Below are 12,667 nucleotides of genomic sequence, written 5' to 3'. Positions count from 1 at the left end.
GGAGGCTCGTGGAACATTCAAGCCATCCTCCGAACGCTGTGTTTCCGGTCATCCGGCGCGTTCAGCGTCGGGTCGGGTGGCGGTGTCTGTCCGCCGCCCGGCCCCGCGGATCACTCGGCGGCCACCACCACCAGCGCCGGCCGCAGCAGGCGCTCGTTGAGCAGGTAGCCCTTCTGGAACACGGTCACCACGCTGCCCGGGGCGGCACCCGGGGTCGGGGCCTGGCTGATCGCCTGGTGGTGTTCCGGGTTGAACGGCTGGCCGATCGGGTCCAGCAGGACCAGGCCGTTGTCGGCAGCGACCTTGAGCAGCTGCTTGTAGGTCAGCTCCAGGCCTTCGCGCAGCGGGTGCGGGTCGTCGCCGGCGGCCTTCAGGCCGGCATCCAGGCTGTCGAACACGGGGAGCAGATCGCCCAGCAGCTTCTCGTTGGCGAACTTGCGGGCCTGTTCGATGTCACGGGCAACGCGCTTGCGCTGGTTCTCCAGGTCGGCGCGCTCACGCAGGGCATCGGCCTTGACCTGTTCGATTTCGGCGCGCAGGCGCTCGACTTCGTCGTTGACGCCGGCGGTGGCGGCCGCATCGGCGGCACTCTGCTGGGATTCGATATCTGGCTGTTCGTGGTTCATGTCTGGGTCCCTGGCGGTCAATCTCCGCCTCCAACCACCCTAGTGTGGGCGGGATGCTGCGTTTCAAGCGTCGGATGTTCCCGGCGTGCGCCCGGCCGGTGAAAAGGCCGCGCCGAGCACATCGGCCGTGGCCTGGACCAGCGGGATCACGCGGTCGTAGGCCATCCGCTTGGGACCGATCACCCCCAGCACGCCCAGCACCTGCCCGTTGGCGGTATACGGGGCGGTCACCAGCGAGACGCCTTGGAGCGGCATCATCCCGGTCTCCTCGCCGATGAAGATGCGCACGCCCGGGGCCTGGATGGTCCGTTCCAGCAACTGCAGGATCTCGCGCTTGCTGGAGAACAGCTCGAACAGTTCACGCAGGCGCTCCAGGTCGGACAGGTCCTGCACCCCCATCAGCCGGGTCTGCCCGGCCACCAGCATGTCGTCAGCCGCCGGCTGCAGGGCCTGCTCGGCCAGTTCGATGCTGTGCGCCAGCAGCTGCTCCAGTTCGGAACGGGCGTCGTGCAGCTCCAGCAGCAGGCGGGTGCGGATCTCGGCCATCGGCAGGCCGGCGAAATGCGCATTGAGGTAGTTGGCGACCTGTTCCAGCTGGCCCGGCGCAAACTCCTGGCGGGTCTCGATGACCCGGTTCTGCACCTCGTTGTCGGCGAACACCAGGATCGCCAGCACCCGTCGTCCGTCCAGCGGCACGAAATCGATCTGGCGGAAGGCGAACTGCTCCCGCCGCGGCGCGCTGACCACGCCGACGAAGTGGCTCATCGCCGACAACAGTTCCGAAGCGCTGCCGAGCAGGGCCTGGGTACTGCCGCCACCGGCCAGTTCCTGGCGCAGGCGGGCCAGTTCGCCCTCGCCCGGCGGCTGCATCTGCAGCAGGCTGTCGACGAACACCCGGTAGCCATGCGCGGTCGGGACGCGCCCGGCCGACGTGTGCGGCGAAGCCAGCAGGCCCAGGTCCTCCAGGTCGCCGAGGATGTTGCGGATGGTCGCCGGGCTGACCTCCAGGCCGGCCACGCGCGCCAGCGTCTGCGAGCCGACCGGCTCACCGTCCTGGATGTAACGCGCGATCAGCGTGCGCAGCAGATGGCGCGCACGCGGGGCAAGCTGGTCGGGAGAACCGTGCATGGAATCAACCTGTGAGACACGGACACTAGATAATGGCGGCGCATCACCTTGGCAAGTCATTGGACCTCCCGCGCCCGCGTGCTAGCGTTGCGCGGCTGCTGATACCCCCTTACCCATGCTCAGACATCTTTCGATCAAGGATTTCGCCGTCGTCCGCGCCACCGAACTGGAGTTCGGGCCAGGCATGACCGTGGTTTCAGGCGAGACCGGCGCCGGCAAGTCGCTGATGGTCGACGCGCTGGGCTTCCTGTCCGGCCTGCGCGCCGACAGCGGCGTGGTCCGCCACGGCGCCGCACGCGCCGAGCTGTCGGCCGAGTTCGTGCTGGACCAGCTGCAGGCCGCGCGCCAGTGGCTGGCCGACAACGAGCTGGACGACGAGGACCAATGCCAGCTGCGCCGCGTGATCCGCGCAGACGGTGGCTCGCGGGCCTGGATCAACGGCCGCCCGGTGACCCTGGCACAGCTGGCCGACCTGGCCTCGCGGCTGGTGGAGATCCACGGCCAGCATGAACAGCAGGCCCTGCTGGCACGCCCGTCGCAGCTGGCCCTGCTCGACGCCTACGCCGGCAACGAGGAAGAACGCCGCCAGGTGCGCCGCGCCGCCGCCGCCTGGCAGGCACTGGTCGATGAATCGCTGGCGCTGTCACAACAGGGCGACGTCAGTGACCGGATCGGCTTCCTCGAGCACCAGCTGCGCGAACTCGACCGCGAGGACCTGGAACCGGAATCGATTGCCGCGCTGGGCGCCAGCCACCGCCGCCAGGCGCATGCCAGCGCCCTGCTGAGCGCCTGCCAGGCCGCCAGCAACCAGCTCAACGGCGATGACGGCAGTTCCGCGCTGGACCTGCTGCAGCAGGTGCGCCACGAGCTGTCGCGCCTGATCGAACACGACCCGCGGCTGGGCGAGGTGGACGGCCTGATCGAGAACGCCTCGATCCAGTTGCACGAGGCCCTGTCGCTGCTGGACCGCGTGCATGACGATCTCGACGCCGACCCGGAGCAGTTCGAGGAGAACGAGCGCCGCCTTGGCCGCCTGCACGACCTGGCCCGCAAGCACCGCGTGCCGATGGACGAGCTGGGCGCGCAGCGCGAGCGCATGCATGCCGAAGTGGAGCAGCTGCGCGGCGCCGACGAGCGCCTGCAGCGCCTGGCCGGCGAGATCGACAAGGCCGCCGCTGCCTGGCGCGCGCAGGCCGAACGGCTGACGGCCAGCCGCCGCAGTGCCGCCGCCGAGCTGTCGGCCACCACCACCGGCATCATCGCCGAGCTGGGCATGGGCGGCGGCCAGTTCCTGATCGAACTGGAGCCGCAGGATGCCGGCAAACCCGATCCGCAGGGCGCCGAGCGCGTGGAATTCCTGGTGGCGGCCAACGCCGGGCAGCCACCCCGAGCCCTGCGCAAGGTGGCCTCCGGTGGCGAACTGTCGCGCATCTCGCTGGCCATCGAAGTGGCCGCGCTCGACCTGGACGCGGTGCCGACGATGGTGTTCGACGAAGTGGACTCCGGCATCGGTGGCGCGGTGGCGGACATCGTCGGCCAGAAGCTGCGCGCCCTTGGCGAGAAGCGCCAGGTCCTGTGCGTGACCCACCTGCCGCAGGTCGCCTCCAAGGGCCACGCCCACTACCGGGTCAGCAAGGCGCCGGTGGAAGGCATGACCCAGAGCGCAGTGGAAAAACTGGACAGCAAGGCCCGCGAGGAAGAACTGGCGCGCATGCTGGGTGGCGTGGAAGTGAGCAAGGAAGCGCGCGCCGCCGCACGCAAGCTGCTGCAGGTGTAACGCCGCCCGAGCCGGGCATAGGCCAGGCTTCCGCGCGGTAGTGCCGGCCGCTGGCCGGCAACCCAACACACGGTGACGAAGATCGGGAGGTTGCCGGCCAGCGGCCGGCATTACCCCCGTGGCTGTGTCAGGTCGACGTTTTCCACCAGAAAATCGAGGAAGGCGCGCACCCGCAGCGGCAGGTAGCCCCCCTGCCCCAGGAACACCGCGTGCACCTCTTCCAGGTCACCCGGATTGGCCTCTTCCAGCACCGGCAGCAGGCGCCCGGCGGCGATGTCGTCCTGCACCTGGAACGCGGCCAGGCGGGCCATGCCCAGCCCGCCCAGCACCAGCTGGCGCAGCGCGTCGCCGTTGCTGGCACGGGCATTGCCACTGGGCAGCACCATCCGCTCGCGCCCGTCCTGCAGCAGCGGCCAGCCCTGCATCGCGCGCGCATGACCGATGTCCAGCCGGTTGTGGGACTGCAGTTCCTCGGCGTTGCGCGGCATCCCATGCCGCTGCAGGTACGCCGGCGCGGCCACGATCATCATCCGCGTCGCGCCCAGCCGACGCGCGACCAGGCTGGAGCTTTTCAGCGGACCGGCCCTTACCGCCACGTCGGTGCGCTGCTCCAGCAGGTCGATCACTTCATCATTGAGAGTCAGGTCCACCCCCACCTGCGGGTTGCGCGCCAGGAACGCCGGCAGCAGCGGCAACAGGAAATGCTGGCCGAACGGCACGTTGGAGTTGACCCGCAGCCGCCCGCGCGGCTCGGCATGGGCGCTGGCGCAGCGCTCGGCTTCCTCGAGGTCAGCCAGCACGCGCAGGCCACGCTCGTAGAACGCGCAGCCTTCCGGGGTCAGCTGCAGCTGGCGGGTGGAGCGCTGCAGCAGGCGCGTGCCGAGCCGCTGCTCCAGCCGTGCCACCAGCTTGCTTACCGCCGAGGGCGTCATGTCCAGGCTGCGGGCGGCGGCAGAAAAGCCACCGGTCTCGATCACCCGCACGAACACTTCCAGTTCGCCGGATCGGTTGATGTCGGGTCGCGCCATGGCGATGAATCCAGTTCACAGATGATTGTCCATGCGCAGTCTAGTTCACAGGTGAACCCGGAATCACCATGGCCGTCCCTTTCCTCCGGACCGACCGATGACCCGTTTGCGCCAGCTCACTGCCACCGTCCTGCTCGCCCTGTCCGGCGCGGCCGGCGCCTCGCCCACTGCGCACTGGGTCGCCAGCTGGCAGGCCAGCCCGCAACCGGTCTGGCGCGCGGATTTCCTGTTCCCGACGCTGGTTCCGACCACGCTGCACGACCAGACCTTCCGCCAGACCGCGCGCATCAGCCTGGGCGGTGCACGGCTGCGGGTGCGCCTGAGCAATGCCTACGGTACGCAGCCGCTGCGGATCGGCGCCGCCAGCGTCTCCGCACGCATGGACGGCGCCCCTCGGCCACTCAGCTTCGATGGCCAACCCGGCGTGCTGATCGGCCCCGGCCAGGAGCGGCTGAGCGACCCGCTGGCGCTTGCCACCGACGACCGCCAGGCACTGCAGGTCAGTGTCTTCGTGCCGGGGCCGGCAGCGGTCCAGACGTTCCATTGGGACGGTCGCCAGACGAGCTGGATCGCCGCTGGCGACCAGAGCCGGGCCCAGTCGCTGCGCGCTGCCAGCAGCACCACCGCGCGCCTGCTCCTGGCCGGTATCGAGGTCGAGGCCAACGCCAGCGCGCGCAGCGTGGTGGTGATCGGCGACTCGATCACCGATGGCGCCACGGCCAGCCTCGACCAGGACCAGCGCTGGACCGACCACCTGGCCGCGCGGCTGGCCCCGCGCGGGGTGGCGGTGGTCAATGCGGGCATTTCCGGCAATCGGCTGCTGAGCGACGGCATGGGTGAGTCCGCCCTGGCCCGCTTCCAGCGCGATGCACTGGATCAACCCGGGGTAGCCAGCGTCATCGTGCTGATCGGCATCAACGACATCAGCTGGCCCGGCACCGCGTTCGCCCGGGGCCAGGCCCGACCGACGCTGGCCGAACTGCAGGCGGGCTATCGCACCCTGGCCGAACGTGCGCGCCACCGGGGCGTGCGTATCGTCGGCGCCACGTTGCCGCCGTTTGCCGGCGCCCTGCCCGGCACGCCACTGGACGATTACTACCATCCGGACAAGGATGCCCTGCGCCAGCAGCTCAACGCCTGGCTGCGCTCGGACAGCCCGTTCGACGCGGTGATCGACCTGGACGCGGCGCTGCGCGACCCGGCCGACCCGTCGCGGATGGCCGCCCCCTACGACTCCGGCGACCACCTCCACCCGGGGGATGCCGGCAACCGGGCGATGGCCGAGGCGGTGGACCTGGAGATCCTGCTGGGTTGCAAGGGGTCCGCCCCCGCGGAGCGCCCGGGGTCGGCCCCCTCTCCTGAAGGGAAAGGGCTCTGACCCCATCAACGAAAAACCCCGGGCAGGCCCGGGGTTTCGTCGCTAGCGGCTGGCCGGAACGGCTTACTTGCGCTTCTTGCGCACGTACAGCACCAGCGAGTGTTCTTCCAGCTCATAGCCGTGATCGGCCGCGATCTTGCGCTGCAGCTCCTCGATCTCATGGCTTTCGAATTCGATGATCTTGCCGCTGTCCACGTCGACCATATGGTCGTGGTGGCCACCACGGTCCAGCTCGTAAACGGCCTGGCCGCCCTCGAAATTGTGCTTGAGCACGAGGCCGGCGGCCTCGAACTGGGTCAGCACCCGGTAGACCGTCGCCAGGCCGATCTCGTCGCCATGCTCGAGCAGCTGGCGGTAGATGTCCTCGGCGGTCATGTGGTGCTGGTGGTGCTGGGCATTGCGCTGTTCGAGCAGCGCCAGGATCCGCATCCGCGGATGGGTCACCTTCAGGCCGACTTTACGCAGGTCGTGGGTTTCCATAGGTCTCCGTTCATTGGCGATTTAGCGCCAGCTGCCTCGGATTGGGTCGCGGTGGCACGCCGGGAGTGTATCATCGGTTTGATTTCCCCAACCGCCAGTCCCGATGCGCAATCTCCTGTTGGTCGCCGCCGTCGCCCTGTCCACCACCGGGTGCGGCATCATCTACAAGCAACCCATCTATCAGGGCAACCTGATCCGGGAAGATGCCGTGGCCAAGCTGCAGGTCGGGCAGAGCAAGCAGCAGGTCAGCGCGCTGCTGGGCACCCCGTCCATTCCCGACCCGTTCCACGCCCAACGCTGGGACTACACGTCCAGCCAGCGCGTGAACCGCCTGGGCCGCACCGAAGTGAAGAACTTCGTGGTCTTCTTCGAGAATGACACCGTGACCCGCTGGGAAGGCGACTACTTCCCGGGCAACGACAAGGCCCTGGCCCAGCAGACCGTGCGCCAGTTCGGCCGCAACCTGCCGAAGGACAAGAAGAAGAAGGGCCGCTGAGCCCCCTGCCCGTCCGCAACGACGGGTTGCCTGGATCAACCGCCGAGCGCGCGACGCCGGCGGTTGTCCTTTGGATCGGCCAGCAGCGGACGCAGCAGTTCGATGCGGTCGCCATCCAGCAGCAGCTGCTGCGGACGCGCCAGGACGCCGTGCACGGCAGTGGCCGGACAATCGGCACTGCCTTCCAGCGCCGCAGCGGCAATGGCGTCGGCCACGGTGGCACCCTCCTCCAGTTTCAGTCGGCGCGACAGCACCCGCTGTGGCCAGGCCAGTACCACCTCGACCTCGATCATCGCTCAGGCCTCGTCGGCGACGCGGATGAAGTCGTTGACCATGCGGTCGGCCAGGCTCTGGAAGCCCAGCGCCAACGCAGGACCAAGCAGGCGCGAGCTGGGTTCGAACTCCAGGGTGAGAGTGACCTTGCAGGCGTCCTCGGCCAGCGCATGGAACTCCCACCGGCCGTGCAGCTGCTTGAACGGGCCATCGCGCAGCTGCATATCGATGCTGTACGGGCGCCGCAGCGTGTTTTCCGTCTGGAACCAGGTGCTGAACGAACCCAGGCCCAGGTCAAGGCGCGCCACCAGGCGGTCCTCGCCCTGCTCCAGGATCTGGGCAGCCGAGCACCAGCGGAAACGGCTCGGATAGGCCTGGACATCGTTGACCAGGTCGAACATGCGCGCGGCCGAATGCTCGACCAGGGCGCTGCGGCGGATAGTTGGCATGAATACAGGACGTTTCGGCAATCGACCGGGCGGGCCCGAATCGGAGACAATACGGAAATGAGCAAGAACAGCGGCAAGGATAAAGCAAAGAGCGCGACGGCCAACAAAACCATCGCGTTGAACAAGCGTGCCCGCCACGAATACCACATCGAAGAACGGTTCGAGGCCGGCCTGGCCCTGCAGGGCTGGGAGGTGAAGTCGATCCGCGCTGGCCGCGGCAACATCATCGACGCCTACGCCTACGTGAAGCGCGGCGAGATCTACCTGATCGGTGCACAGATCACCCCGTTGATCCAGGCCTCGACCCACGTGGTGGCCGAAGATCGCCGCGAGCGCAAGCTGCTGCTGCACCGTAGCGAGATCGACAAGCTGGTCGGCAAGGTCGAGCGCGATGGCTACACGATCGTGCCCACCGCGATGTACTGGAGCAAGAACAAGATCAAGCTCGAGATCGCGCTGGCCAAGGGCAAGCAGACCCACGACAAGCGCGATGCCGCCAAGGACCGCGACTGGGCGATCGAGAAGCAGCGCGTGATGCGTCGCGGCAACCGCGACGCATGACCGCCCGCATCGGCGCCCTGGTGACTGCCAGCGCCGATGAAACGCGCACGTTGTGCGCGCGCCTGCTGGCCTTCAACCAGGCCCACGGCGGCGATTCACTCGATGAGACTCCAGTCCGCCTGGCCTGGCATGACGAGTACGGCGCGCTGCGCGGTGGTGTGCTGGCCGACGTCTGTGCCGGCTGGCTGCAGGTACATGTGCTGTGGGTGGATCCGGAACTGCGCGGGCAAGGCATCGGCCAGCGCCTGCTGGCGGAAGCGGAAGCCGCCGCGCGCCAGCTTGGCGCCCGCAACGTGATGCTGGATACCTTCGACTGGCAGGCCGAAGCCTTCTACCTGCGGCAGGGCTACACCGTCTATGGGCGGCTGCCCGATTGCCCACCCGGTCACGAGCGGATCTACCTGCGCAAGACGTTGTCGGGGTCGTAGTCGTGTCGGCGCTGGAGTTGCCTGCCGGTCACCCCGCCAGCACACCCTGCCCGCGCATGCGCGGTGCCAGCGCGGCGTGCATCACGGCCAGATGCATCACCACCGCCAGTTCCGGCGCATGCCGGTCGTCGCCGGCGCGCCACCGCTGCGCCAGCTGGGCCGCGTCGGCCGGCAGCAGGGCCAGCAACTGGGCGTCATCCAGCGAATCGGCCGCGCCCTGGAGTTGCCGCGCCATCTGCCGCGACTGCCATACATGCACGCCGATGCTGAGGCTGGCCAGCGACATCAGGACCACGGCCAGCCCGTGCTCGAACCACTGCGACAGCACTTCCGGCCCCCACAGCAGGACCGCCAACACCGCCAGGCCCGGCAGGCGCCAGCCCAGCCAATGGATGCGACCGCGCTGCGACCAGTGCACCACCACCGCACTGGCGACCAGTGCCGCGGCCGCGGTGGCCGGCAGTTCGGTCAGCCCGGTGGCCGCAAGCAACACCGCCAGCACCGCCCAGACCCAGCCGGGCGGCAGCGCGCGCCGCTGGTAGTCGGCACCGACCGGCCCGATCAGTTGCCGCAGGCTGCGTTGTTGGCTTGCATCGGTCACCCACAGTCTCCGTGTCTGTCCTGGCCCGGATGGTCGCCGCCAGTGTGTCGCAAATTCGTGCCAATGACGTTACCAATCCGCTATGCCGCTGGCTCTACAACATGTTGTGGATTGCCACGGTGACTGTTCAGCTGTTTTGGCGTAGCATTGGCAGCGTTGGGCAGGCACTGGCCGTGGCGACACGAAACAGGCCTTGTACCTTGCAGAACTTGAAGAAGCCGGGGGTGCATTGGTTTCGACGGGGGTTGTGAAGTCGCCTGGCGCATGCCGAGGGGGTAGCTTTCCTCGTAAATCCAGCTGCAAAACTCTAGTTGCCAACGACGACAACTACGCTCTGGCCGCTTAAGGCCTAAGCCTCGAAACCGCTTGTGTCCATGCTCGCGGTGTAGAGTCACTATCATGGAATCGCGCTGGACGGCTGCCTGTCAGTCCGGCACTAGAACACAACAGGCTGGTTCCCGGATGCGCTTTGCGCACCGTGCTGTTCGGGGACGAGATCCAACGGTGAGCTAAGCATGTAGTGCTGGGGATGGAGTGCCTTCGGACGGCGGTTCAATTCCGCCCACCTCCACCAACGAACGGTTCGTCAAGGACCGGAGAAGCCCGGGAACCCCCGCATAACAAGGGTTCCCGGGCTTTTTTACTTTCCGGCCTAGTTCGCGCCAGTTCGTTGCAGGCCGTGAGACGGTGGGGGCATATTTTGGGGCATCCGCCCGGACCTGAAAGACACATGCCCCCACTGACCGATCTGGCCATTCGCAAGGCCAAAGCAACGGACCGCACCCAGAAGATCTTCGATGGCGGCGGTCTATACCTGGAGATCTCCCCCAAGGACAGCCGCTGGTGGCGGCTGAAGTACCGCTTCGACGGAAAGGAAAAGCGGCTCGCCCTGGGCGTCTATCCGGACGTGCCCCTGGCTCTCGCCCGGCAGCGGCGAGACGACGCGCGGCAGCTGCTGGCGCGCGGGGTAGACCCGTCCGAGCACAAGAAAGCGGCGGCCGTGGCTAAGGCGGAGCTGGGCGCCAACACGTTCGAGGTCATCGCACGGGAATGGCTGGCCAAGCGCGATTGGGTGCCGAAGTACCGCATCAAGGTCGAAGCATGGTTCAACAATGACGTGTTCCCGTGGCTCGGGAGCCGGGCGGCTGCCGAGCTGGAGGCAACCGACTTTCTGTCCGTCGCCCGGCGAGTCGAGGCGCGCGGCGCGATCGAATCGGCGCATAGGATCATGCAGAATTGCAGCCAGGTGATGCGGTATTCCATCGCCACGGGCAGGGCCAAACGCGACCCTGTTGCCGACCTGCGCGGCGCATTGACCCCAGCACCGGAGAATCACTACGCGGCCGTCACCGAGCCCGTCGAGCTGGCACCACTGCTTCGAGCCATGTATGGCTACTCCGGCACGCTGACGGTTCGCATGGCCCTCCGCCTCGCTCCCATGCTGTTTCTGCGCCCTGGTGAGCTGCGGCAGGCCGAGTGGGCGGAATTCGATCTCGACGAGCGCACATGGACGATCCCCAAGGGACGCATGAAGATGCGCCGGCCACACATTGTTCCGCTATCGGATCAGGCTCTCGCGGTCCTGGAAGAAATCAAGCCGCTCACCGGACGTGGGAAATATGTGTTCCCTTCGGCCCGCTCCAAAGCACGCCCGATGTCGGAAAACGCCGTGACTGCAGCTCTGCGAAGGATGGGATTTGAAGCCGGAACGGTGACTGGGCACGGCTTCCGCGCGACTGCGCGCACAATCCTGGACGAAGTCCTGAAGTTTCGTCCCGACATCATCGAGCACCAGCTGGCCCATGAAGTGAAGGATCTGAACGGACGCGCCTACAACCGCACGACGCACCTGGATGAACGCATCCGGATGATGCAAGAGTGGGCGGACTACCTGGACCGGCTGCGCGATGGGAATGTGGTACAGCTGCGGGTTGCCTGACGCCTACACCCCGCGCCGTAGCTGCTGTAGCCCCGCCCTCACCCACGCCTTGGTGCGGGCGTCCCTCGCGCGGGGTTTCGTCTCTGCCGGCGGCTTGCGCGGTTCAAGTGCTGCCTTGATGCGCTCGATCTCCTTCGCCCCAGCCTCGGCCAGGCGCCGGGCCTGTTGCTGCTGCTCGCGGGTTGGCGGCAGGCCGGGCAGTGGCGGTGGCGGTTGGGTCGGGGTGCTGTCGGTCAGCCGGGCGACTGCCTGGCGCAGGGGCAGATCGGGATAGAGCCTAGCCGCACACCAGCGCTCGGCGTACCGCTTCGCCTGCCGGACGTTGGCCGCGCGCACTTCCTTCACTTCCCAAAACTTGTGGCCTTCCAGCCATAGGCGCACCCCAGGCTCGCCATCGGGTTCGACGCCGGCCGTCTCCCGGCCGTTGTACCAAAGCGCCCAGCGCTCGCCGGTCTGGACCCAGCCAGAGGGGATCGGGGCGGTGCGGAAGCCGTGGGAAGAACGCATGGCCGGAAGGATAAGGCTGGCGGTCGCAAAGGCTGCGACAAGGGATCGTTCACCGGCTGAACCGTTCGGGGTCCGGGGCGATCTATGCCTGGGCGAGGTTGCGCTGCATCAGGCTATCGGCCAATGCGGAGATCTCGTCGCCACGGTGAAGGCGGTCGAGCCATGAGGTGGGAATGCCAGTTTCCCCGTAGAAGGCACCGGCCAACTGCCCGACGATAGCGGCGGTAGTATCCGCGTCGTCACCAAGGTTGGCAGCCTCGAGAACCGCACCGTCGAAGGTGTCATGCCGGTTGAAGCACCACAGAGCAGCTTCCAGACTCTCTACGACGTAGCCGGTGCCGTGGATCTGGTCCCGTGTGGCATCCAGATAACCGCCGCAGGCGACATCGCGCAGCCGAGCAGTGGCGACGTCGATAGAGGCAAGATCCAATATCTCGGATTTGCTGCGCCCTGTAAGAGCACGCTCTATCGCGACGGCGAGGATGCGACAGGCGTCCAGACACTCCACCGCTGCGTGTGTGGTACGAGAGCTGAGTGCCGCCATGGCCTGCAGCTTGGGCATGCCGGCATACCTAAGCACCACGGGCGCCAAGCGCATTATCGAGCCATTGCCGGCGCTTTTCGGGTGTCGGCTGCCGGAAAGCGGGTCCCCTGTCACCAGGTAGCTTTCAATAGCCCGGCGCGTGGCCACGCCAATATCGAAGCAGGAGCCCGTCGAGCTCCAATAGCCATGCTGATACCAGTTCGCGTATCGGTTCATCTGGTCCCGAGCGTCGAAGTCCTCGCAGCGGACTAGGCTCTCAGCTAGGCATAGAGCCATGGAGGTGTCATCCGTCCACTGCCCTGCCTCGAGGTTAAATGGACCGCCGCCCACCATGTCGGTAAGCGGCTCGAATCGACCGCGCGGCTTGAACTCCAGTGTGGTGCCAACGGCGTCACCGGCAGCCAAGCCTAGTAGCGCGCCACGATAGCGGTTCTGTGCGTCCATGCGGGCAG

15 protein-coding genes and 1 other RNA gene are annotated in these 12,667 nt (G+C 67.4%); 7 read left to right on the top strand and 9 right to left on the bottom strand.

Annotated features, from left to right (window positions below):
- Positions 1–110 precede the first annotated feature (110 nt).
- Both grpE and hrcA read right to left on the bottom strand, forming a co-directional pair.
- Positions 111–626: a nucleotide exchange factor GrpE gene (gene grpE, locus NSQ78_RS09330; RefSeq protein WP_019661244.1), complete on the bottom strand. Its 516-nt coding sequence runs from the start codon at positions 624–626 to the stop codon at positions 111–113.
- Positions 627–689: 63 nt separating this feature from the next.
- Complete coding sequence (gene hrcA / locus NSQ78_RS09325) at positions 690–1,754, bottom strand: heat-inducible transcriptional repressor HrcA (RefSeq protein ID WP_053463285.1); 1,065 nt, start codon at positions 1,752–1,754, stop codon at positions 690–692.
- Positions 1,755–1,869: 115 nt separating this feature from the next.
- Between hrcA and recN the strand changes: the two genes are divergently transcribed.
- Positions 1,870–3,531, top strand: a complete 1,662-nt coding sequence (gene recN / locus NSQ78_RS09320) for a DNA repair protein RecN (RefSeq protein WP_053463286.1) — start codon at positions 1,870–1,872, stop codon at positions 3,529–3,531.
- Between the two features lie 110 nt (positions 3,532–3,641).
- Here the strand turns inward: recN and NSQ78_RS09315 are convergent, their stop codons facing one another.
- Positions 3,642–4,559, bottom strand: a complete 918-nt coding sequence (locus NSQ78_RS09315) for a LysR family transcriptional regulator (RefSeq protein WP_064238229.1) — start codon at positions 4,557–4,559, stop codon at positions 3,642–3,644.
- A 97-nt stretch (positions 4,560–4,656) separates the two neighbouring features.
- Between NSQ78_RS09315 and NSQ78_RS09310 the strand changes: the two genes are divergently transcribed.
- The gene (locus NSQ78_RS09310; protein WP_064238227.1) at positions 4,657–5,937 is read left to right on the top strand and encodes an SGNH/GDSL hydrolase family protein; all 1,281 of its coding nucleotides are present in this window, start codon (positions 4,657–4,659) and stop codon (positions 5,935–5,937) included.
- 63 nt (positions 5,938–6,000) lie between these two features.
- On the opposite strand, the gene fur is transcribed toward NSQ78_RS09310, so the two are convergent.
- The gene (gene fur / locus NSQ78_RS09305; protein ID WP_014646807.1) at positions 6,001–6,417 is read right to left on the bottom strand and encodes a ferric iron uptake transcriptional regulator; all 417 of its coding nucleotides are present in this window, start codon (positions 6,415–6,417) and stop codon (positions 6,001–6,003) included.
- Positions 6,418–6,520: 103 nt separating this feature from the next.
- Here fur and bamE point away from each other — a divergent pair, with 103 nt between their 5' ends.
- Positions 6,521–6,913, top strand: a complete 393-nt coding sequence (bamE, locus tag NSQ78_RS09300; RefSeq protein WP_049470299.1) for an outer membrane protein assembly factor BamE — start codon at positions 6,521–6,523, stop codon at positions 6,911–6,913.
- 35 nt (positions 6,914–6,948) lie between these two features.
- On the opposite strand, the gene NSQ78_RS09295 is transcribed toward bamE, so the two are convergent.
- On the bottom strand, positions 6,949–7,206 hold the full coding sequence (locus NSQ78_RS09295; protein WP_064238225.1) for an RnfH family protein: 258 nt from the start codon (positions 7,204–7,206) through the stop codon (positions 6,949–6,951).
- Positions 7,207–7,209: 3 nt separating this feature from the next.
- Positions 7,210–7,635 (bottom strand): type II toxin-antitoxin system RatA family toxin, encoded by a 426-nt coding sequence (locus NSQ78_RS09290; protein ID WP_053463290.1) that lies wholly within the window; start codon positions 7,633–7,635, stop codon positions 7,210–7,212.
- A 57-nt stretch (positions 7,636–7,692) separates the two neighbouring features.
- Here NSQ78_RS09290 and smpB point away from each other — a divergent pair, with 57 nt between their 5' ends.
- Together smpB and NSQ78_RS09280 are read left to right on the top strand one after the other, a co-directional pair.
- Positions 7,693–8,196, top strand: coding sequence for an SsrA-binding protein SmpB (gene smpB / locus NSQ78_RS09285; protein WP_049470305.1), 504 nt, complete (start codon positions 7,693–7,695; stop codon positions 8,194–8,196).
- Positions 8,193–8,624 (top strand): GNAT family N-acetyltransferase, encoded by a 432-nt coding sequence (locus NSQ78_RS09280; protein WP_064238223.1) that lies wholly within the window; start codon positions 8,193–8,195, stop codon positions 8,622–8,624. The genes smpB and NSQ78_RS09280 overlap by 4 nt, the downstream gene beginning before the upstream one ends.
- Positions 8,625–8,652: 28 nt before the next feature.
- On the opposite strand, the gene NSQ78_RS09275 is transcribed toward NSQ78_RS09280, so the two are convergent.
- Positions 8,653–9,225 (bottom strand): hypothetical protein, encoded by a 573-nt coding sequence (locus tag NSQ78_RS09275; protein ID WP_064238221.1) that lies wholly within the window; start codon positions 9,223–9,225, stop codon positions 8,653–8,655.
- 220 nt (positions 9,226–9,445) lie between these two features.
- Here NSQ78_RS09275 and ssrA point away from each other — a divergent pair.
- Positions 9,446–9,799, top strand: a transfer-messenger RNA (tmRNA) gene (gene ssrA / locus NSQ78_RS09270).
- A gap of 156 nt (positions 9,800–9,955) precedes the next feature.
- A complete protein-coding gene (locus NSQ78_RS09265) occupies positions 9,956–11,164 on the top strand; it encodes an integrase arm-type DNA-binding domain-containing protein (protein ID WP_308306477.1) in 1,209 nt (402 codons plus the stop codon).
- A 3-nt stretch (positions 11,165–11,167) separates the two neighbouring features.
- Here the strand turns inward: NSQ78_RS09265 and NSQ78_RS09260 are convergent, their stop codons facing one another.
- Both NSQ78_RS09260 and NSQ78_RS09255 read right to left on the bottom strand, forming a co-directional pair.
- Positions 11,168–11,671, bottom strand: a complete 504-nt coding sequence (locus NSQ78_RS09260; RefSeq protein ID WP_308304655.1) for a hypothetical protein — start codon at positions 11,669–11,671, stop codon at positions 11,168–11,170.
- 82 nt (positions 11,672–11,753) lie between these two features.
- Complete coding sequence (locus tag NSQ78_RS09255) at positions 11,754–12,659, bottom strand: ADP-ribosylglycohydrolase family protein (protein ID WP_149902099.1); 906 nt, start codon at positions 12,657–12,659, stop codon at positions 11,754–11,756.
- Between the last annotated feature and the right edge of the window lie 8 nt (positions 12,660–12,667).

Origin of the sequence: Stenotrophomonas sp. FSL W7-1447 (assembly GCF_037966425.1) — a bacterium.
GTDB lineage: Bacteria > Pseudomonadota > Gammaproteobacteria > Xanthomonadales > Xanthomonadaceae > Stenotrophomonas > Stenotrophomonas pavanii.
Note: the sequence above shows the minus strand (reverse complement) of the source record. Positions and strands in the feature narration are given on the sequence as shown.

Excerpts from the sequence above, each read along its gene's own strand:
- grpE (WP_019661244.1), bottom strand. The coding sequence starts at position 626 with ATGAACCACGAACAGCCAGATATCGAATCCCAGCAGAGTGCCGCCGAT.
- hrcA (WP_053463285.1), bottom strand. The coding sequence starts at position 1,754 with ATGCACGGTTCTCCCGACCAGCTTGCCCCGCGTGCGCGCCATCTGCTG.
- recN (WP_053463286.1), top strand. The coding sequence starts at position 1,870 with ATGCTCAGACATCTTTCGATCAAGGATTTCGCCGTCGTCCGCGCCACC.
- NSQ78_RS09315 (WP_064238229.1), bottom strand. The coding sequence starts at position 4,559 with ATGGCGCGACCCGACATCAACCGATCCGGCGAACTGGAAGTGTTCGTG.
- NSQ78_RS09310 (WP_064238227.1), top strand. The coding sequence starts at position 4,657 with ATGACCCGTTTGCGCCAGCTCACTGCCACCGTCCTGCTCGCCCTGTCC.
- fur (WP_014646807.1), bottom strand. The coding sequence starts at position 6,417 with ATGGAAACCCACGACCTGCGTAAAGTCGGCCTGAAGGTGACCCATCCG.
- bamE (WP_049470299.1), top strand. The coding sequence starts at position 6,521 with ATGCGCAATCTCCTGTTGGTCGCCGCCGTCGCCCTGTCCACCACCGGG.
- NSQ78_RS09295 (WP_064238225.1), bottom strand. The coding sequence starts at position 7,206 with ATGATCGAGGTCGAGGTGGTACTGGCCTGGCCACAGCGGGTGCTGTCG.
- NSQ78_RS09290 (WP_053463290.1), bottom strand. The coding sequence starts at position 7,635 with ATGCCAACTATCCGCCGCAGCGCCCTGGTCGAGCATTCGGCCGCGCGC.
- smpB (WP_049470305.1), top strand. The coding sequence starts at position 7,693 with ATGAGCAAGAACAGCGGCAAGGATAAAGCAAAGAGCGCGACGGCCAAC.
- NSQ78_RS09280 (WP_064238223.1), top strand. The coding sequence starts at position 8,193 with ATGACCGCCCGCATCGGCGCCCTGGTGACTGCCAGCGCCGATGAAACG.
- NSQ78_RS09265 (WP_308306477.1), top strand. The coding sequence starts at position 9,956 with ATGCCCCCACTGACCGATCTGGCCATTCGCAAGGCCAAAGCAACGGAC.
- NSQ78_RS09260 (WP_308304655.1), bottom strand. The coding sequence starts at position 11,671 with ATGCGTTCTTCCCACGGCTTCCGCACCGCCCCGATCCCCTCTGGCTGG.
- NSQ78_RS09255 (WP_149902099.1), bottom strand. The coding sequence starts at position 12,659 with ATGGACGCACAGAACCGCTATCGTGGCGCGCTACTAGGCTTGGCTGCC.